At 71.3% G+C, this 19413-nt stretch carries 15 protein-coding genes; 7 read left to right on the forward strand and 8 right to left on the reverse strand.

From position 1 onward, the window contains the following. Positions 1–3: 3 nt before the first annotated feature. From AFM16_RS19560 to AFM16_RS19570, 3 genes are read right to left on the reverse strand one after another with little or no spacing between them, the layout of a single operon-like run. On the reverse strand, positions 4–915 hold the full coding sequence (locus AFM16_RS19560) for an ABC transporter ATP-binding protein (RefSeq protein WP_030794864.1): 912 nt from the start codon (positions 913–915) through the stop codon (positions 4–6). After that, positions 912–1820 (reverse strand): ABC transporter permease, encoded by a 909-nt coding sequence (locus AFM16_RS19565; protein ID WP_030794867.1) that lies wholly within the window; start codon positions 1818–1820, stop codon positions 912–914. The genes AFM16_RS19560 and AFM16_RS19565 overlap by 4 nt, the downstream gene beginning before the upstream one ends. Continuing rightward, positions 1810–2775: an ABC transporter ATP-binding protein gene (locus AFM16_RS19570; protein ID WP_030794872.1), complete on the reverse strand. Its 966-nt coding sequence runs from the start codon at positions 2773–2775 to the stop codon at positions 1810–1812. Before AFM16_RS19570 ends, AFM16_RS19565 begins: the two co-directional genes overlap by 11 nt. A 260-nt stretch (positions 2776–3035) precedes the next feature. Between AFM16_RS19570 and AFM16_RS19575 the strand changes: the two genes are divergently transcribed. The 6 genes from AFM16_RS19575 (at position 3036) to AFM16_RS19600 (ending at position 8772) form a co-directional block, all read left to right on the forward strand. Beyond that, a complete protein-coding gene (locus tag AFM16_RS19575) occupies positions 3036–3890 on the forward strand; it encodes a M24 family metallopeptidase (protein WP_078634102.1) in 855 nt (284 codons plus the stop codon). Next, on the forward strand, positions 3887–5644 hold the full coding sequence (locus tag AFM16_RS19580) for an SDR family oxidoreductase (RefSeq protein ID WP_078634103.1): 1758 nt from the start codon (positions 3887–3889) through the stop codon (positions 5642–5644). The genes AFM16_RS19575 and AFM16_RS19580 overlap by 4 nt, the downstream gene beginning before the upstream one ends. Before the next feature lie 199 nt (positions 5645–5843). Next, entirely contained in the window at positions 5844–6392 is a 549-nt protein-coding gene (locus AFM16_RS19585; protein ID WP_370628141.1) for an RNA 2'-phosphotransferase, read from the forward strand. An 18-nt stretch (positions 6393–6410) separates the two neighbouring features. Next, complete coding sequence (locus AFM16_RS19590) at positions 6411–6854, forward strand: hypothetical protein (RefSeq protein ID WP_245177740.1); 444 nt, start codon at positions 6411–6413, stop codon at positions 6852–6854. A gap of 42 nt (positions 6855–6896) precedes the next feature. Continuing rightward, positions 6897–7799, forward strand: coding sequence for an LLM class flavin-dependent oxidoreductase (locus AFM16_RS19595; RefSeq protein WP_030794887.1), 903 nt, complete (start codon positions 6897–6899; stop codon positions 7797–7799). Between the two features lie 85 nt (positions 7800–7884). Continuing rightward, complete coding sequence (locus AFM16_RS19600; protein ID WP_179123289.1) at positions 7885–8772, forward strand: Cof-type HAD-IIB family hydrolase; 888 nt, start codon at positions 7885–7887, stop codon at positions 8770–8772. Positions 8773–8780: 8 nt separating this feature from the next. Here the strand turns inward: AFM16_RS19600 and AFM16_RS19605 are convergent, their stop codons facing one another. From AFM16_RS19605 to hisC, 5 genes are all read right to left on the reverse strand, one after another. Beyond that, the gene (locus AFM16_RS19605) at positions 8781–9842 is read right to left on the reverse strand and encodes a M23 family metallopeptidase (RefSeq protein WP_030794892.1); all 1062 of its coding nucleotides are present in this window, start codon (positions 9840–9842) and stop codon (positions 8781–8783) included. A gap of 104 nt (positions 9843–9946) precedes the next feature. Beyond that, on the reverse strand, positions 9947–13450 hold the full coding sequence (gene cydD / locus AFM16_RS19610) for a thiol reductant ABC exporter subunit CydD (RefSeq protein ID WP_078634105.1): 3504 nt from the start codon (positions 13448–13450) through the stop codon (positions 9947–9949). A gap of 92 nt (positions 13451–13542) precedes the next feature. Further along, a complete protein-coding gene (gene cydB / locus AFM16_RS19615; RefSeq protein ID WP_078634106.1) occupies positions 13543–14547 on the reverse strand; it encodes a cytochrome d ubiquinol oxidase subunit II in 1005 nt (334 codons plus the stop codon). A 20-nt stretch (positions 14548–14567) separates the two neighbouring features. Next, positions 14568–16076, reverse strand: coding sequence for a cytochrome ubiquinol oxidase subunit I (locus AFM16_RS19620; protein WP_030794899.1), 1509 nt, complete (start codon positions 16074–16076; stop codon positions 14568–14570). Positions 16077–16243: 167 nt separating this feature from the next. Next, entirely contained in the window at positions 16244–17323 is a 1080-nt protein-coding gene (hisC, locus tag AFM16_RS19625) for a histidinol-phosphate transaminase (RefSeq protein WP_030794904.1), read from the reverse strand. 391 nt (positions 17324–17714) lie between these two features. Between hisC and AFM16_RS19630 the strand changes: the two genes are divergently transcribed. Next, positions 17715–18827 carry a LacI family DNA-binding transcriptional regulator gene (locus AFM16_RS19630; protein ID WP_078634107.1) on the forward strand — a complete coding sequence of 371 codons (1113 nt, stop codon included), beginning with the start codon at positions 17715–17717 and terminating at the stop codon, positions 18825–18827. Positions 18828–19413 lie beyond the last annotated feature (586 nt).

A 19413-nucleotide genomic window follows, 5' to 3' on the forward strand; every position in this document is an offset into this window, starting at 1 on the left:
CTCCTACGCGGCGACGAGATACGAGAAGACGGACTCGAGGGACTCGTCGGACGGCGAGACCGTGAGCAGCCGGATGCCGTGGTCCTTGGCCACGCGAGGCAGCAGGGTCGTGAACCGGCCGAAGTCGACGGCCTGGACGCGCAGCGCGTTCTCCGCGAGGTCGACCTCGATGCCGGAGGTGGACGGGTCGGCGATGAGGGCGGCCGCGAGGGCGCGGTCGTCGCTGGAGCGCACCAGGTAGCGGTGCGGGCGGTCGGTCATCAGCCGGCGGATCTTGCGGAAGTCGCCGCTGGCCGCGTGCCGTCCGGCGACGACGACCTCGATGTGCCAGGCGAGCTGTTCGACCTCTTCGAGGATGTGGGAGGAGAACAGCACGGTGCGGCCCTCGTCGCCCATCCGCCGCAGCAGGTCCATGAGCTGCATGCGCTGGCGCGGGTCCATGCCGTTGAAGGGCTCGTCGAGCAGGAGCAGCGACGGTTCGTGGACGAGCGCGCTGGCCATCTTCACGCGCTGCCGCATGCCCTTGGAGTACGTGGAGATCTTGCGGTCCTGCGCGTACTCCATCTCGACCGTGGCCAGGGCGCGCTGGGCCGCCTTGGCCCCCAGGCCGTGGAGTTCGGCGTTGGCGACGACGAACTCGCGGCCGGTGAGGAAGTCGTACATCGCCTCGCGCTCGGGGACGATGCCGATGTGCCGGTAGATCTGCTCGTTGCGCCAGACCGGCCGGCCGTCGAGGGTGACGGTGCCGGTGGAGGGGGCGAGGAAGCCGCCCATCATGTTGATGAGGGTGGACTTGCCGGCGCCGTTGGGGCCGAGCAGGCCGGTGACGCCGGGGCCGATGCTCATGGTGATGTCGTTGACGGCGACCACATTGCCGAACCAGCGGGAGACGTGGTCGATCTGGAGCGTGGTCACAGGCCCACCTTCCGGTAGCGGCGGATCAGAAGGCCGTAGGTGGCGGCGATCAGGCCGAGGGTGACGAGGACATAGACGACGCCCTCGCCGTGGGACGGGCCGATGCCGCCGGGGAACGTCGAGGCGGCGCCGAGGAACGCGGACTGCACGCCGTCGATGAGGGTCACCGGGGAGAACAGGCCGATCCAGGGGACCGCGCCGGTGCTGTTCTGCGCGTCGGCGATGGCCTGGAGGGTGGAGACGGCGCCGTAGGAGATGGTCATCACGGCGATGACGGCGGCGATGCCGAAGCCGCGGCGCGGGGTCACGGCGGCGATGACCAGGCCGATGCCGGCGAAGAGCAGGGAGAGCAGTGCCACGGAGACGAGTCCCTGGGCGAATCCCTCGGTCTGGTCGGCGAAGTCGAGCTTGGCCAGCAGCGCGCCCACGTAGAGCACGAGGAGGGGGGCGGCGGTGAGGACGAACAGCGCGGAGGCCAGGGCCGCGAACTTCGCTCGGACGTAGTCCGCGGTCTCGATGGGCCGCGAGAAGTACAGCGGGACGGTCTTGAAGCGCAGGTCGCGGGAGACGGACTGGGGTGCCTGCGAGGCGACGTACAGGCTGATGACGGCCTGCATGATGATCGCGTAGCGGGTGTAGTCCACCGGGAGTTCCTTGGCCTTCGTGGCGACCGCGACGGCGACCATGATGGCCGCGGGGACGCACATCACCACGAACAGGAGCATGGGCAGCACCTTGGACTTCACCGAGCGGCCGAGGCCGTAGGAGCCGCGCAGGGACTGCGAGTAGAGGGACCGGCGGGCGTAGGCGCGGCCGAGGCGGGGGCCGTCGTAGCTGCGGTAGCCGATGTTGTGGATGCGGGTCTGGTCGCCCGAGGGGGCGGTGACCGGGGGCTCAACCGCCATGGCCGACGGCCTCCTTCCGCTGCTCGTCGCTGTCCTTGAAGACCTCGGAGATGTGGTGCCGGCGCTGTTCCATGCGGACCAGGCCGAGGCCGAGGTCGGCGACCACGTCCCGTACGACGTCGTAGGTCTCCTCGCCCTGGGCGGTGAGCAGCAGGACATGGCCGGCGCCGGGCAGGCCGGTGGCGGTGTCGAGGAACTCCACGCCGCGTGCCTGGAGGGCCTCACGCACCGCGCGGGTGCCGTCCGGGTGGGTGTCGGTGTCGGTGACCTCGATCGCCAGGGTGGCGGTGGTCTGGGTGAAGTCGGTGGTGGAGCTGGAGCGCAGCAGCTTGCCGCCGTCGACCACGACGACGTGGTCGCAGGTGCGTTCCAGTTCGCCCAGGAGGTGGGAGGTGACCAGGACCGAGATGCCGAAGTCGGTGTAGATACGGCGGATCAGACCGAGCATGTCGTCGCGGCCGACCGGGTCGAGGCCGTTGGTCGGCTCGTCGAGGAAGACGAGCTGCGGGTCGTGCACCAGGGCCTGGGCCAGCTTGACGCGCTGCTTCATGCCGGTGGAGTAGCCGCCTATGGGGCGGTAGCGCTCCTCGTACAGCCCGACGTGGCGCAGGGTGTCGGCGGTGCGCTCGCGGGCGGCGGTGGGCGGCAGGCCGGACATCCGGGCCATGTGCACGACGAACTCGGTGGCCGAGACGTCGGGCGGCAGGCAGTCGTGTTCCGGCATGTAGCCGACGCGCTCGCGGATGGCGGCGCCCTTGGTGGCGACGTCCAGGCCGAGCACTTCGGCGCGGCCCTCGCTCGCGGGGGACAGACCCAGAAGGATCTTGATCAGTGTGGACTTGCCGGCCCCGTTGGCTCCGACGAGTCCGGTCACACCGGGCCCGACGTCCACGGAGAGCCGGTCAAGAGCGGTCACCCGGGGGAACCGCTTGCTCAGGCTTTCGGTCGCGATCACAGTCACATCGACGAATGTAGTGACGCACGCCACGGAATTCGTCAGACCTCAGAGCTGTCCTCGCCTCAGACCTCAGATGTACGGGCCCGTAGGGGACCCCCTGCCTGAGAGCTACGGCCGTGATCCACCCGTGATCCACCCCTCGGGGCAGACGGCCGCCGTCCGCCCTATTGACGCTTTCTCTAACAAGTGCCAGATTCGGGCGGGGTCAGGTTACGGACACGTACCGCAATCAGCGCGGACCGCTGGGACGAGGTGGCATGACGACGGCAGTGACACACGGACTCTCCGCGGACCTGCGGGGATTCAGGCGGGTGCAACGCCTGGCCTACGAGTGCGCCGAGGCGGTGGCGGCCCGGCTGGAGCCCGGGGTGACGGAGCGCGAGGCGGCCCGGATGCAGCGGGAGTGGCTGAGCGAGCGGGGCGTGAAGGACTGGTTCCATCTGCCGTTCGCCTGGTTCGGCGACCGCACGGCCTTCACCGACTTCCGGATTCCGCTCCAGTTCTTCCCCACCAACCGGCGGCTGGAGCCGGGGATGCCGTACATCCTCGACATGGCCCCCGTACTGGAGGGCTACACGGCGGACATCGGCTACTCGGGCGCGCTCGGCGCGCACCCGGTGCAGGAGCGGCTGATGGACGATCTGCAGGCGCACCGGGAGCTGATCCTGCGCGAGGTGCGCGAGCGGCGGCCGCTGCGCGAGATCTACGCCGACGTGGACCGCCTCATGGTCCGCCAGGGGTACGCCAACCGGCATCGCGCGTACCCCTTCGGCGTGATCGCGCACAAGGTGGACCGGGTGCGGCAGAGCCGGTTCTCGCCACGGCTGTTCGGATTCGGCGCGCAGGCCCTGAAGGGGCTGGCCGCGGACGCGCTGCACGGCCATCGCGAGGGCTGGTCGCCGCTGTGGTCGCCGTACCGTTTCTCCGACCATCCGCCGCAGCCGGGCCTGTGGGCGGTCGAGCCGCATCTCGGATTCAGGGGCACGGGCGCGAAGTTCGAGGAGATCCTGGTGGTCACCGACTCCTCGGACCCCGAGGAGAGCGCGTTCTGGCTGGACGACGACCTGCCGCACGTGCGGCGCTGGGCGGAAGGGAAGGCGGAGGCGGAGTGACGACGCTGAAGGGGGCGCGCGAGCGCCGGGTGCGCACCGGGGGCATCGAGCTGAGCGTGGCCGAGCTGGGGGGTCCCGGCCGGCCGACGGTCGTGCTGGTGCACGGCTACCCGGACAGCAAGGAGGTGTGGTCGCAGGTCGCGACCCGGCTGGCCGGGGACTTCCACGTGGTGCTGTACGACGTGCGCGGCCACGGCGGCTCCACCGCGCCGAAGCCGCTGCGCGGCGGGTTCACCCTGGAGAAGCTGACGGACGACTTCCTGGCGGTCGTGGACGCGGTCAGCCCGGACCGCCCGGTGCACCTGGTGGGGCACGACTGGGGTTCGGTGCAGGCGTGGGAGTTCGTCACGGTGGCGCGCACCAAGGGCCGGATCGCGTCCTTCACCTCGATGTCCGGTCCGTCCCTCGACCACTTCGGGCACTGGATCAACTCCCGCCTCAAGCGCCCCACTCCGCGCAGGATCGGCCAACTCCTGGGCCAGGGCGCCAAGTCCTGGTACGTCTATCTGCTGCACACCCCGGTGGTGCCCGAACTCGCCTGGCGCGGACCGCTCGGCAAGCGCTGGCCGGGCATCCTGCGCCGCCTGGAGAACGTCCCGGGCGGCGACTACCCGACGCCCTCGCTGCCCTCGGACGCCGCGCACGGCGCCTGGCTCTACCGGGACAACGTCCGTTCCCGGCTGGCCCGTCCACGTCCCGACGCGCACGCGCACGTGCCGGTGCAGCTCGTCACGCCGCTGGGCGACGCGTTCCTCTCGGAGCGCCTCTACGACGAACTGGAGCAGTGGGTACCGCGGTTGACCCGGCGGACGATCCCGGCGAAGCACTGGGTGCCGCGGACCCGTCCGGACCAGCTCGCCTCCTGGATCACGGAGTTCGTCACCTCGGTCGAGGGCGGCCGGACCGAGCAGCGGGCCACCGGACGCCACGCGGACCGTTTCGGCGGCCAGTTGGTGCTGGTGACCGGCGCGGGCAGCGGGATCGGACGGGCGACCGCGTTCGCGTTCGCGGAGTCCGGGGCGCGGGTGATCGCCGTCGACCGGGACGCGGAGAGCGCGGCCCGCACCGCCGAACTGGCCCGGCTGATCGGCGCCCCCGAGGCGTGGGCGGAGACCGTGGACGTCTCCGACGAACAGGAGATGGAGAAACTCGCCGCCAAGGTCCACTCCGAGTACGGGGTGTTGGACGTGCTGGTGAACAACGCCGGTATCGGGATGTCCGGTTCGTTCTTCGACACGACGTCCGACGACTGGCGCCGGGTGCTGGACGTCAACCTGTGGGGGGTCATCCACGGGTGCCGGCTGTTCGGGCGGCGGATGGCCGAGCGCGGACAGGGCGGCCATATCGTCAACACCGCCTCGGCGGCGGCCTATCAGCCCTCCCGCGCGCTGCCCGCCTACAGCACGTCCAAGGCGGCGGTGCTGATGCTGAGCGAGTGCCTGCGCGCCGAACTGGCCGGTCAGGGCATCGGAGTTACGGCGATCTGTCCGGGACTCGTCAACACCAACATCACATCCACGGCGACCTTCGTCGGGGTGGATCCGACGGAGGAGAAGCGCCGGCAGAACCGCTCGTCCCGGCTGTACGGCATGCGCAACTACCCGCCGGAGAAGGTCGCGGAGGCGATCCTGCGCTCCGTGGTCCGCAACGAGGCCGTGGTGCCGGTGACCCCGGAGGCGCGCGGCGTACACGCGCTGGCGCGGTTCGCACCGGGGGTGTTGAGGCGCATAGCGCGCATGAGCCCTCCGGTGTAGCGGACTTGGGGCGTGGCTCCTGAAGTCACGCCCCGTCAGATGAGGTTGACGAAAGGTCCACACGCGGCGGCCAGTTGTCCACAGATTCTCCAATAACCCTGTGGATAAACGGAGTTGGCTGTGGACCAAACCTCGGACGCAAAACCTTGTGCGTGATCCATGTCTCTCCCGTCATGCTGAGGACATGAATGACAAGGAGATGGACGACAGACGCACGGTCAAGGTGTCGAAATACCTCTCGAAGCACCTGCGCCATCAGCCGGAGCGCATCGGGCTCACCCTCGACCCGGCGGGCTGGGTCGAGATCGACGACCTGATGGCCGCCTGCGCCGCGCACGGCTTCCGTTTCACCCGGGCCGAGCTGGACCATGTCGTCGCCGCCAACGACAAGAAGCGCTTCGCGATCGACGGCACCCGCATCCGCGCCAGCCAGGGCCACAGCGTCGAGGTCGAGCTGGGCCTGCCCCCGGCGACGCCGCCGGCGTACCTCTACCACGGGACCGTGGCGGCCTCCCTGGACGCGATCCGCGCCGAGGGGCTGCGGCCCATGAACCGGCACGACGTGCATCTCTCCCCGGACCGCGAGACCGCGACCCGGGTCGGCGCCCGCCGGGGCCGCCCCGTGGTGCTCTCCGTGGACGCCGCCGCCATGCACCGTGACGGCCATGTCTTCCAGGTGAGCGCGAACGGCGTGTGGCTGACGAAGGCCGTACCGCCCCGCTATCTGAGGTTTCCCTCGCCGCACTGACCCTGCATGATCAGTGGTATGGACCACCTCCCCACCACCGAGGCCGCCGTCACCGCCCTGCGTGCCCTCGCCGACGCCTACGGGCGCGAGATCGAGGTCACCCATGACATCGGCGCCGACCGGACCTCGCGCCGTACAGCCGCGGGCGTCGGTGTCACCACCGACCCGGACGGCTCGCTGCCGCACGAGGCGTACGTGGAACTCGGAGGCAGCCCCCAGGTGAGCGTGCGGCTCTACCCGGACGACGACGCCCTGATCACCGTGGACGGCGTGCAGTGCCCCGACATCGCCCGGGACGACGTGCCCGCCTTCCTCCGCTCCCTCTACGAGGACCACGCCTGGGTCACGGGCCGCCGCTTCCCGCCGAGCCACCATCTGATGGTGCCGCTGCCGGGCGACCGCGTGCACAAGGAGTTCATCGGCCTGCTCCTCAGCCCGTGGCTGGCCGACCGCGTACGGTGAGCGTTTCACGTGAAACAGAGCCGTCGTCATACGCTCGGTGACATGACCCTGCGCCTGAGCACCGTGATCCTTCCGTACCTCCGCTGGAACGCCGGTGGGCGTTCGGCCTGGACACGTGCCGAACAGCTCGGCTTCCACACCGCGTACACCTACGACCATCTGTCCTGGCGCACCTTCCGCGACGGCCCCTGGTTCGGCGCCATCCCGACGCTCACCGCCGCCGCGGCCGTCACCGACCATCTGCGTCTGGGCACCCTGGTGACCTCGCCGAACTTCCGGCACCCGGTGACGCTGGCCAAGGAGCTGATCTCCCTGGACGACATCTCCGGCGGCCGGGTCACGCTCGGCATCGGGGCGGGGGGCACCGGATTCGACGCCACGGCGCTCGGCCAGGAGCCATGGACGCCGCGCGAGCGGGCCGACCGGTTCGCCGAGTTCGTGCCCCTGCTCGACCGGCTGCTCACCGAGGACTCCGTGTCCTACGAGGGCGACCACTACGCGGCGCACGAGGCGCGGAACATCCCCGGCTGCGTCCAGCGCCCCCGGCTGCCCTTCGCCATCGCCGCGACCGGACCGCGCGGACTGCGGCTCGCGGCCCGCCACGGCCAGGCATGGGTCACCACCGGCGACCCCCGGCTGTACGAGAACGGCACCCCCGAGCAGTCGGTTCAGGCCATTCGCGGCCAGGTGGAGCGGCTCACCGACGAGTGCGTCGCCCAGGGCCGGGACGTGAACGAGCTGGACCGGATCCTGCTCACCGGGTTCACCCCGGACCGTTCCCGCCCGCTGGAGTCGGTGGGCGCGTTCGTCGACTTCGCGGGCCGGCACAAGGAACTGGGCTTCACGGAACTGGTGATCCACTGGCCCATCCCGGACTCCGACTTCGCGGCCGACGAGAAGGTCTTCGAGCAGATCGCCATGGACGGCCTCTCCCAACTGCGCTGACCTGTCCCCCGGGACGAGACACCGGGCACCCTTCCGGCCGCCCGGTGTCTCATGTGTGCGGGCTCTCGCCCGACCGTGCGGGCATATGCGCGAGAATGGCCCGGTGACCTCAGCGACTCGACAGCCCGAGACCCCGACCGCCGGCCTCCCGCCCCGGCTGATCGCCACCGATCTCGACGGCACCCTGCTGCGCGACGACAAGTCCGTCTCACCGCGCACCGTCGCCGCCCTCGCCGCCGCCGAGGAGGCGGGCATCGAGGTCTTCTTCGTCACCGGCCGCCCGGCCCGCTGGATGGACGTCGTCAGCGACCATGTCCACGGCCACGGCCTGGCGATCTGCGGCAACGGCGCCGCCGTGGTCGACCTCCACGGCGGCCCCGGCAGCCACCGGTTCGTCAAGGTGCGCGAGTTGGAACGCGCGAACGCCCTGGACGCCGTACGGCTGCTGCGCGACGCGGCGCCCGGCACCATGTACGCCGTCGAGCAGACCTACGGCTTCTACCAGGAGCCCGCGTACCCGAAGATGCACATGGAGATCCCCGACTCCCTCGCGCCCGCCGAGGACCTGCTCGGGGCGGACGCGCCCGGGGCCCATGAGCCGGTGCTGAAGATCCTCGCCTTCCACCCCACGATCGACCCCGACGCCTTCCTCACCCTGGCCCGGCTGGCCATCGGCGACCGCGCCAACGTCACCCGGTCCAGCCCCAGCGCCCTGCTGGAGATCAGCGGCCCCGACGTCTCCAAGGCCAGCACGCTCGCCCTGTGCTGCGCCGAACGCGGCATCTCGCACGAAGAGGTCGTCGCCTTCGGGGACATGCCCAACGACGTCGAGATGCTGACCTGGGCGGGGCGGTCCTTCGCGATGGGCAACGCCCACCCGGACGTCCTCGCGGCGGCCTCCGGACAGACGGTCGCCAACAACGAGGACGGCGTGGCCGTCGTCATCGAGCGGCTCCTCGCCGAGCACGGCTGACCGGCCCCTCATCCGAGCGACACCCCGCGCGCCGCCAGCCACGGCACCGGGTCCACCGCCGACCCCGCCCGGTCGGTCACCCGCGTCTCGAAGTGCAGATGCGGTCCCGTGGAGTTGCCCGAGGTGCCGGACTGCCCGATCCACTGCCCCGCGGTCACCCGCTCGCCCTGGTCGACGGTGACGGCGGCCAGATGCGCGTACTGCGTGAAGTAGCCGTCCGGATGCCGCAGCACGATCTCGATGCCGAACGGGCCCCCGCACGACACCCGCACCACCCGGCCCTCGCCGACCGCCCGCACCGGCGTGCCGATCGGCACCGCGAAGTCCTGCCCGGTGTGCCGGTTCGCCCAGCGGGCGCCGCCGCTGCCGTAGCTCGCGGACAGGGTGTACGTCTCCACCGGTGCGACCCAGCTCTGCGAGAAGTGCGCCGCCGGCTGGACGAGCCGTACCGCGCCGCGGCAGGCGCCCGCCGCGACCGAGGCGTCCGCCTGCCCCTGCAACTCCCAGCGCGCCTGGTCGAGCTTGTCCTCGATGCCCTTCTTCAGGACGGCGAGTTCGGTGGCGCGCCGCTCCACGCCCTGCCAGGCGGACCTGGCCCTGCTCTCGTCCGCGGCCAGCCGCGCCTCGGCCCGCCGGCTCTTGCCGAGCGCGGTGTCGAGGTCGAGCTGCGCCTGGGCGAAGGCGTGCTGCCCGCGCAGCATCTGCTCCGGGTCGTCCGCCAGGATGATCTGCGCGGCGACCGGAAGACCGCCGCCCTCGCGGTACTGGGCCCGCGCGATCCGGCCCAGATCGTCGCGGAGCGCGGCCGTCTCCCGCCGCTCCCGGCCCAGCAGTTCCTCCAGCTTCCGGGCCTTGCCCCGCGCGGCCTCCGCCTCCCGCTGCCCGGCCTCGTACTTCTGGGTGGCGACGGCCGCCTCCTCGTAGAGCCGCGCCACCCGCGTACTGAGCCCGGACTCCGCCGCGGAGCCGTCGCCGGGCTCGCCGTCGGCGGCCGTCGGACGGGCGGCGAGCACCGCGGCCGCACAGACCAGGACCGGAACGAGCAGGGGGCGACGGCGAGATGAGCGCATGTCAGCGATCGTGCCCCGGCCCCCCGGCACCGGTCCTGTTCAAGGCGTACGCCCGGGGGACACCGCACCTCTGATGGCCCATCATGCGGGCCGTCGGGTTTGGATCAGCCCGCCGCCACCAGCAGCTCCGTCGCGGCCTCCCGCTCGACCATCGAGCGCAACGGCCCGTCCACCGAGGTGAGTTCCGTGAAGGGGCCGCGCTGCACGATCCGGCCCGCGTCCAGCACGACGACCTCGTCCACCGCGTCCAGCCCGGCCAGCCGGTGCGTGATCAGCACGGTCGTGCGGCCCTCGGTGGCGGCCAGCAGATCCGCGGTGAGCGCGTCGGCGGTGGGCAGGTCGAGATGCTCAGCCGGCTCGTCGAGCACCAGGACGGGGAAGTCGGCGAGGAGCGCGCGGGCCAGCGCGAGCCGCTGACGCTGGCCCCCGGAGAGCCGCGCCCCGTGCTCGCCGACGAGCGTGTCGAGCCCCTCGGGCAGGCTGTCGGCCCACTCCAGGAGCCGGGCCCGGGACAGCGCGTCGCGCACCTCGTCCTCGCTCGCGTCCTTCTTCGCCAGCAGCAGGTTCTCGCGCACCGAACTGTCGAAGAGGTGCGCGTCCTGCGCGCACAGCCCGACGAGCCGCCGTACGTCGTCGCCGTCCAGGGCGTCCGCGTCCGTGCCGCCCAGGGTGTAGGTGCCGGAGTCCGCGTCCAGGAAGCGCAGCAGGACCTGGGCGAGGGTCGTCTTGCCGGAGCCGGACGGCCCCACGACGGCGATGCGGCGGCCCTGCGTCAGGGTGAGGTCCACACCGGTCAGCGCGTCCCGGTCCTGACCGGCGTGCCGGGCCGTCAGCCCCTCGACGACGAGCGGGAACGGCGAGGCGGGCGGCCGTCCGGGCCGCTCCGGCTCGCGCACCGGCTCGGGGGAGTCCAGGACCTCGAAGATCCGCTCGGCGCTCCGCTGGACCCGTCGGCGGTGGCGTACGGCCAGCGGGAGCCCGAGGACGGCCTCGAAGGCGGCCAGCGGGGTGAGGACGACCACGGCCATGGTCACCCCGCTCAGCCGCCCGGCGGCGACCGCCTGGGCGCCGACGAGGGCGGAGGCGGCGACGGTGAGCCCGGAGACGAGAGCGGTGAGGCCGTCGCCGAGGGCGGTGGCGGTGGCGGCCCGCGAGGCGATCCGGGTGAGGACGCCGTCCGCGGCGCGCACCTCGGCGGCCCGGGCGGGCAGTGCCCCGGAGACGGTCAGTTCGGCGGTGCCGGTGAGGAGATCGGCGGTCCGGGTGGCCAGCACGCCCCGGGCGGGGGCGAGCCGGCGCTCGGCGCGGTGCGCCACGGCGCCGGTGATCAGCGGGACGCCCGCCCCGGCCGCGAGCAGTCCGGCGGCGAGCACGGCGCCGGCCTCGGGCAGCAGCCAGGCCGTGAAGGCGACCGATCCGGCCGAGACGGCGACGGCGGCACCGGCCGGCAGCAGCCAGCGCAGCCAGTAGTCCTGGAGGGTGTCCACATCGGCGACGAGCCGCGACAGCAGGTCGCCGCGGCGCGTGCCGCGCAGCCCGGCCGGGGCCAGCCGCTCCAGCCGCCGGAAGACGGCGACCCGGGTGTCCGCCAGCATCCGCAGCACGGCGTCGTGCGACACCAGCCGCTCGCCGTACCGGAACACGGCCCGGCCGATGCCGAACGCGCGGGTCGCCGTCACGGCGACCATCAGATACAGCACGGGTGGCTGCTGCGAGGCGCGGGAGATGAGCCAGCCGGAGGTGGCCATGAGGCCCACGGCGCTGCCCAGGGCGAGGCTGCCCAGGAGCAGCGCCAGCGCGAGCCGGCCGCGCCGGGCACCGGCCAGGGCACGGACCCGGGCGAGGACACCGCCGGTGCTCGCCCCGGCCGGCTCCTCGAACGCCTCCGGGTCGGCCGCGGCGGGTGCCGCCGCCGTCTCCGGTGCGGCGGGAGCGGTCCTCGGCGCGGCCTCCGCGGGGCTGGGTGCCGCCGTCTCGGCCAGCCGGACGACCCGGTCCGCCACGGCCAGCAGGGCGGGCCGGTGCACCACGAGCAGGACCGTGCGCCCGGCCGCCAGCCGCCGTACGGCCTCCACGACCTCCGCCTCGGTCTCGCCGTCGAGCGCGGCCGTCGGCTCGTCCAGCAGCAGGACGGGCCGGTCCGCGAGGAACGCCCGCGCCAGGGCGAGCCGCTGGCGCTGACCGGCGGAGAGCCCGGCCCCGTCCTCGCCCAGCACGGTGCCGAGCCCGGCGGGCAGCGCGTCGACAAACTCCAGCGCCCCCGCGTCCGCGAGCGCCCGTCGTACGGCCCCCTCGTCGGCGTCAGGACGGGCCAGCCGTACGTTGTCGGCGATCGTCCCGGCGTACAGGTGCGGGCGTTGCGGCACCCAGGCGATCCGGGACCGCCACTGCTCCAGGTCGGCGACGGTGAGATCGACTCCCCCGGCCCGTACCCGGCCCTCGGTGGGCCGCACGAAGCCCAGCAGGGTGTGCAGCAGGGTCGACTTGCCCACGCCGCTCGGGCCGACCAGGGCGACGGTCTCCCCCGGTTCGACGGTGAAGGACACGTCCGAGACGGCGTCGGCGGAGCGGCCGGGGTAGCGCACGGTCACGCCCTCGAAGGTGAGCGCGCCCTCCGGGACCCGGGTGGTGCCGGGAGCCGGTGCCGGGGTCTCCAGGACGGCGAAGATCTCCTCGGCGGCGGCGAGCCCCTCGGCGGCCGCGTGGTACTGGGTGCCGACCTGGCGCAGCGGCAGATACGCCTCCGGCGCCAGCACCAGGATGACCAGGCCGATGTAGAGGTCCATGTCGCCGTGCACGAGCCGCATGCCGATGGTCACGGCGACCAGGGCCACCGAGAGCGTGGCGAGCAGTTCGAGCGCGAACGACGACAGGAAGGCGATCCGCAGCGTGCGCATGGTCGCCCGGCGGTACTCGCCGGTGATGCTGCGGATCGACTCGGCCTGGGCCTTGGCCCGGCCGAACACCTTCAGGGTGGGCAGTCCCGCGACGACGTCCAGGAAGTGTCCGGACAGCCGGGACAGCAGCCGCCACTGGCGGTCCATTCGGGACTGGGTGGCCCAGCCGATCAGCACCATGAAGACCGGGATCAGCGGCAGGGTGCAGACGATGATCGCGGCGGAGACCCAGTCCTCGGTCACGATCCGCGCCAGAACCGCCACCGGCACGACCACCGCGAGCCCCAACTGCGGCAGATAGCGCGAGAAGTAGTCGTCGAGGGCGTCCACGCCCCGGGTAGCCAGGGCGACCAGCGATCCGGTCCGCTGGCCGCTCAGCCACCCCGGCCCCAGCGCGGCCGCACGCTCCAGCAGCCGTCCGCGCAGCTCCGACTTCACCGCCGCGCTCGCACGGTGCGCGGCCAGCTCGGTGAGCCAGGAGACCACGGCCCGCCCGATCGCCACGGCCACCAACAGCAGCAGGGGAGTGCGGAGTTCGGAGACCGGCATCCCGTGCTGGAAGGCGCCGACCACCGCCTCGGCGATGAGCATCGCCTGCGCGATGACCAGCCCCGCACCGACGGCCCCGAGACCGACGACCGCCAGCAGGAACAGGCGGGTGGCCCGGGCGTAGCGGAGGAGACGCGGATCGATCGGTTTCACGTGAAACATGCCCTTCGGTCCGGGGAGGGGGTCTCACGGAGAGCATGACGTGTTCCACGTGAAACATCACGGAGCACCGTGATTTCCCCTCCCCCTCGGACTCAGTGCGCGGCGTCGGCGATGTGCTGTGTGCCGATCCGCTTACGGAACACCCAGTAGGTCCAGCCCTGGTAGAGCATCACGATCGGTGTGGCGATGACCGCGCACCAGGTCATGATCTTCAGGGTGTACGGGCTCGACGAGGCATTGGTCACGGTGAGGCTCCAGCTCTCGTCGAGCGACGACGGCATGACGTTCGGGAAGAGCGTCAGGAACAGCATCGCCACGGCCGCCACGATGGTGACGCCGGAGAACGCGAACGCCCAGCCCTCACGCCCCGCCTGGTTGGCCACGAGGGCCGCGACCAGGGCGGCGACCGCCACGACCAGCGCGACCAGGCTCTGACCGTCACCGTTGTCGACCTGCGTCCAGAGCAGGAAGACCAGCGCGCATACGGCGGTCACCAGACCGACCTTGAGCGCCAGTTGCCGCGCCCGCTCCCGGATGTCACCGACGGTCTTGAGGGCCGCGAACACCGCGCCGTGGAAGGTGAACAGGGTGAGCGTCACCGCTCCGCCGAGCAGTGCGTACGGGTTGAGCAGATCCCAGAACCCACCGACGTACTCGAAGTTCTGGTCGATCTTCACGCCCCGGACGATGTTGCCGAAGGCCACGCCCCACAGGAACGCGGGCAGCAGCGAGGTCCAGAAGATCGCGGTCTCCCAGTTGCGCTGCCAGTTCTCCTCGGGCCGCTTCGCCCGGTACTCGAAGGCGACACCGCGCACGATCAGACAGACCAGGATGAACAGCAGCGGCAGATAGAACCCGGAGAAGAGCGTGGCGTACCACTCGGGGAAGGCGGCGAAGGTCGCGCCGCCCGCCGTGAGCAGCCAGACCTCGTTGCCGTCCCAGACCGGACCGATGGTGTTGATCAGCACCCGCTTCTCGGTCCGGTCGCGGGCCAGTAGTTTGGTGAGGACGCCGATCCCGAAGTCGAAGCCCTCCAGGAAGAAGTAGCCGATCCACAGGACGGCGATCAGGACGAACCAGACGTCGTGCAGTTCCATGACTGTGCAGCTCCCTCGGCCTAGTACGAGAAGGCCATCGGCTTGTCGGCGTCACGGGCGTCGCCGCCGATCTTCGTGGGCGGGTTGAGGTCGGCCTCGGTCAGCTCGGGCGGGCCGGCCTTGACGTACTTCACCAGCAGCTTGACCTCGATGACGGCGAGGATGGCGTACAGGGCCGTGAAGATGGTCATCGAGGCGAGGACCTCGGCCTGGGAGACACCGGGGGAGACCGCGTCCCGGGTCTGGAGGACGCCGTAGACGACCCAGGGCTGGCGGCCCATCTCGGTGAAGATCCAGCCCCAGGAGTTGGCGATCAGCGGGAAGCCCAGGGTCCAGATCGCGGCCAGCCAGTACAGCCGGGTGAGCTTGGGACCGAGCGCCTTCTTCGGGAGCAGCACCAGATGCGGCACCTCGTCCTCGCCGACCCGCAGATGCTGCGGCAGCATGAACTTCTTCCGGGTCAGCCACAGGCCGGCCACGCCGACGGCGAGGGACGTCATACCGAAGCCGATCATCCAGCGGAAGCCCCAGTAGGCGACCGGGATGTTGGGCCGGTAGTCGCCGGGCCCGAACTTCTCCTGCTCGGACTTGTTGACGTCGTTGATGCCGGGGACGTACGAGCTGAAGTCGTCGTTGGCCAGGAAGGACAGCAGGCCCGGGATCTCGATGGCGACCTTGTTGTGGCCCTTGTCGACGTCGCCGTAGGCGAAGACGGAGAAGGGCGCGGGGGCCTCGCCGTCCCAGAGGGCCTCGGCGGCGGCCATCTTCATCGGCTGCTGCTCGAACATGATCTTGCCAAGGATGTCACCGCTGACCGCGGTGAGCAGTCCGCCGACGGCGAGCGTGACCAGGCCGAGCCGCAGCGAGGTCTTCATCTCCCGGATGTGCTTCTTGCGCAGCAGATGGAAGGCGGAGATGCCGGCCATGAAGGCGCCACCGGTGAGGAAGGCCGCGGTGAGGGTGTGGAACGCCTGGGCCAGGGCGGTGTTCTGGGTGAGCACGAGCCAGAAGTCGGTCAGCTCGGCCCGGCCCTTCGCCTCGTTGATCCGGTAGCCGACCGGGTGCTGCATCCACGAGTTGGCCGCGAGGATGAAGTAGGCCGACAGGATCGTGCCGATCGAGACCATCCAGATGCAGGCCAGATGGATCCTCTTCGGCAGCCTGTCCCAGCCGAAGATCCACAGCCCGATGAAGGTGGACTCGAAGAAGAAGGCGATGAGGGCCTCGAAGGCCAGCGGGGCGCCGAAGATGTCACCGACGAACCGCGAGTAGTCGGACCAGTTCATGCCGAACTGGAACTCCTGGACGATGCCGGTGACGACACCCATCGCGATGTTGATCAGGAAGAGCTTGCCCCAGAACTTGGTCGCCCTGAGGTACTTCTCGTTCTCCGTGCGCACCCATGCGGTCTGGAGGCCCGCGGTGAGGGCGGCCAGGGAGATCGTCAGGGGAACGAACAGAAAGTGGTAGACGGTCGTGATGCCGAACTGCCAGCGCGCCAGGGTCTCCGGCGCCAAAGCCAGGTCCACGTCGTCGCTCCTTACCTCACACGCTTGTGAACGCGTTCACATTCACAAGCAATTATGGCGCACCGATTTTCGATACGCCGAAGGGGGGTCCCGCTTACCCGCGGGAACCCCCCAGCACCGTCCTTCACACCCCGTCTGAGCAGGACAAACGGGAACCTCCGGCGAGGTCAGCGCTCCTTGCGGAACGCCTCCGCGACCTTCAGGAAGATGTCGTTCGCCTCGGACTCGCCGATCGTCACGCGCACCCCCTCGCCCACGAACGGCCGCACCACGACCCCGTGCTCCTCGCAGGCGGCCGCGAAGGCCGCGGTGGCCTCGCCCAGCCGCAGCCACACGAAGTTGGCCTGAGTGTCCGGCACGGTCCAGCCCTGGGCCCGCAGCCCGTGGGCCACCCGGGCGCGCTCCCCGACCAGGGAGCCGACCCGCCCGAACAGCTCGTCCTCGGCCCGCAGCGAGGCGATCGCCGCCTCCTGCGCCAACTGGCTCACCCCGAACGGCACCGCCGTCTTGCGCAGCGCCGTCGCCACCGGCTCATGGGCGATCGCGAACCCGATCCGCAGACCGGCCAGGCCGTACGCCTTCGAGAAGGTCCGCAGGACGCAGACGTTCGGCCGGCTGCGGTACAGCTCGACGCCGTCCGGCACCTCCGGGTCGCGGACGAACTCCCGGTACGCCTCGTCGAGCACCACCAGCACATCGCCCGGCACCCGGTCGAGGAATCGTTCCAGCTCGGCCCGGCGCACCGCGGTGCCGGTCGGGTTGTTGGGGTTGCAGACGAAGATCAGCCGGGTCCGCTCGGTGATCGCGTCGGCCATCGCGTCCAGGTCGTGCACATCGCCCTCGGTCAGCGGCACCCGCACCGAGGTGGCGCCGCTGATCTGCGTGATGATCGGGTACGCCTCGAAGGACCGCCAGGCGTAGATCACCTCGTCGCCGGGGCCCGCCGTCGCCTGGACGAGCTGCTGGGCGACCCCGACCGAGCCGGTGCCGGTGGCCAGGTGGGAGGCGGGCACCCCGAAGCACCCGGACAGCTCCTCGACCAGGGCCGTGCACGCCAGATCCGGGTACCGGTTGAAGGCGGCGGCCGCGGCCGTCACGGCCTCCATCACACCGGGCAGCGGCGGATAGGGGTTCTCGTTGGAGGACAGCTTGTAGGCCACGGCACCACCGGCCGCGGCGGGCTTGCCCGGCTTGTAGGTGGGAATCCCCTCCAGCTCGGCGCGCAGCTTGGGGCTCGTCTCGCTCACCGCAGTCCTCCTCGTGACCACAACCGGCTTCAATACTGCTCACCTTATGAGGATTCGGCTCGGGTGCGAACAGCTCGGACGGAGCCGGGCCCCCTTCTGTGATCTCTGAGGAGGAAGGGGTACGAATCGGGGGGCGCGCCGCACATATATCTATGCGCCGGTGGTGCGCGCCGTGGCGCGCATCCCTCGTGCAGGTGAGTTGAGACCTCTTCGAGACATCGGTGCGTTGGCAGGCTCATCCGTGCCGACACGACACGTACCGACAAGTAAGCCCTCAACTGACTTGTTTTCTAAGGCATTTGGGGACTCGTGACCTTGCAGAAACGTGCCTGTCAATGCGTGCATATGCGTCCGCCCTACCCCACCGGATGAGCCCTACTATCGGCTCGCCATGACAGCAGCAGGGAAGCACCAGGTGAGCCGCGCGGAAACCTCACGCCGAGGCAGCCGGCCGGGCCGGGCGGGCATCAGGGACGTGGCCGCCGCCGCCGGGGTCTCCATCACGACCGTCTCCGACGCCCTCAACGGCAAGGGCAGGCTCCCCGATGCCACCCGACGCCATGTCCGCGAGGTCGCCGACCGACTCGGCTACCGCCCCTCGGCGGCGGCCCGAACCCTCCGTACCGGCAAGTCAGGACTCATCGGCCTGACCGTGACGACGTACGGGGATGAACCTTTCACCTTCACCGAGTTCGCGTACTTCGCGGAGATGGCGCGCGCCGCGACCTCGGCCGCGCTCGCCCGCGGCTACGCGCTGGTGATCCTCCCCGCGACCTCGCGCCACGACGTGTGGTCGAACGTCGCCCTGGACGGCACGGTCGTCATCGACCCGTCCGACCAGGATCCGGTGGTCAGCGAGCTGGTGCGCCAGGGATTACCGGTCGTCTCCGACGGCCGCCCGGCCGGCCCGCTGCCGGTCACCGCCTGGGTCGACAACGACCACGAGGCCGCCGTCCTCGACATCCTCGACCATCTGGCCGACGCCGGCGCCCGCCGCATCGGCCTGCTGACCGGGACCACCACGGACACGTACACACATCTGTCGACCACGGCCTATCTGCGCTGGTGCGAGCGGGTCGGGCAGGACCCGGTGTACGAGGCGTACCCGGCGCACGACCCCTGCGCGGGCGCGGTCGCCGCGGACCGGCTGCTCGCCCGCCCGGACCGCCCCGACGCCGTCTACGGCCTCTTCGACCCCAACGGCACCGATCTGCTCGCCGCGGCCCGCCGCTACGGGCTGCGGGTGCCGGAGGACCTGCTGCTGGTGTGCTGCAGCGAGTCCACGGTGTACGCGAACACCGAGCCGCCCATCACCACGCTCTCCCTGAAGCCGCGGCGCATCGGCACGGCGGTGGTGCAGCTTCTGATCGACGCGATCGAGGGCGTGGAGTCGGACCGGCCCGTCGAACAGGTGATACCGACCGAACTGATCGTCCGTACCTCTTCTCAGCGACGCCCGCCCCGCACGACGGTCAGCCCTCCTCGGGCGCCGGAGGCGGGCTAGGGGGAAACCGGGGGTGCCCCCTAGGGCCGGGGGCCTGGAGCCCGGTGAGGTGAGCCGGGGCCCGGAGACAGGGTCCGAGGGGGGACCCGGGAGGGGGACCGGGGCGGCCGTCGGGGGGCGGTCGCCCTGGGACGGGTGGGGTGAGGCGGGGCGCGGGTCGGGGCGGCCTGGGCCGGGGGAGCTAGGGGCAGAGGGCCGGGAAGGCTGGGGTCGGGGGACGGCTCAGCGGGCAGGCGCCCCTGTGCTTCTCCGCGTCCGGGCGACCCCCGGCTTCTCCGGGTCTATCCGCGTCTCTCAGGGGCTCCCCCGAGGCGCCCGCACCCTCCCGGGCGCCCCCGGCGCACTCGACTCGCCCCGCCCGGGGACCTCTTGGGGAGCCCCGGGGTCGTACTCCGTCGTAGATCGACCGCTGACGAAGCCCGGCCCAATCGGGGCGAAAGCCGCGATGAACTGGGGCCTTGCTCCGATTCATGACCCCTGGGTCATCACACGGCACGATCCGCATTCCTATGATGGGCCCACGGCACCGCCGGCTGCTGCGACCAGGCGGCCCGAAGGTGCAGATGCGGCGCGATGGTGGAGGGGT

Origin of the sequence: Streptomyces antibioticus, assembly GCF_002019855.1 — a bacterium.
Taxonomy (GTDB): domain Bacteria; phylum Actinomycetota; class Actinomycetes; order Streptomycetales; family Streptomycetaceae; genus Streptomyces; species Streptomyces antibioticus_B.

Excerpts from the sequence above, each read along its gene's own strand:
- cydB (WP_078634106.1), bottom strand. The coding sequence starts at position 14,547 with ATGGAACTGCACGACGTCTGGTTCGTCCTGATCGCCGTCCTGTGGATC.
- AFM16_RS19630 (WP_078634107.1), top strand. The coding sequence starts at position 17,715 with ATGACAGCAGCAGGGAAGCACCAGGTGAGCCGCGCGGAAACCTCACGC.
- AFM16_RS19590 (WP_245177740.1), top strand. The coding sequence starts at position 6,411 with ATGGACCACCTCCCCACCACCGAGGCCGCCGTCACCGCCCTGCGTGCC.
- AFM16_RS19565 (WP_030794867.1), bottom strand. The coding sequence starts at position 1,820 with ATGGCGGTTGAGCCCCCGGTCACCGCCCCCTCGGGCGACCAGACCCGC.
- cydD (WP_078634105.1), bottom strand. The coding sequence starts at position 13,450 with ATGTTTCACGTGAAACCGATCGATCCGCGTCTCCTCCGCTACGCCCGG.
- AFM16_RS19605 (WP_030794892.1), bottom strand. The coding sequence starts at position 9,842 with ATGCGCTCATCTCGCCGTCGCCCCCTGCTCGTTCCGGTCCTGGTCTGT.
- AFM16_RS19595 (WP_030794887.1), top strand. The coding sequence starts at position 6,897 with ATGACCCTGCGCCTGAGCACCGTGATCCTTCCGTACCTCCGCTGGAAC.
- AFM16_RS19575 (WP_078634102.1), top strand. The coding sequence starts at position 3,036 with ATGACGACGGCAGTGACACACGGACTCTCCGCGGACCTGCGGGGATTC.
- AFM16_RS19585 (WP_370628141.1), top strand. The coding sequence starts at position 5,844 with ATGGACGACAGACGCACGGTCAAGGTGTCGAAATACCTCTCGAAGCAC.
- AFM16_RS19600 (WP_179123289.1), top strand. The coding sequence starts at position 7,885 with ATGCGCGAGAATGGCCCGGTGACCTCAGCGACTCGACAGCCCGAGACC.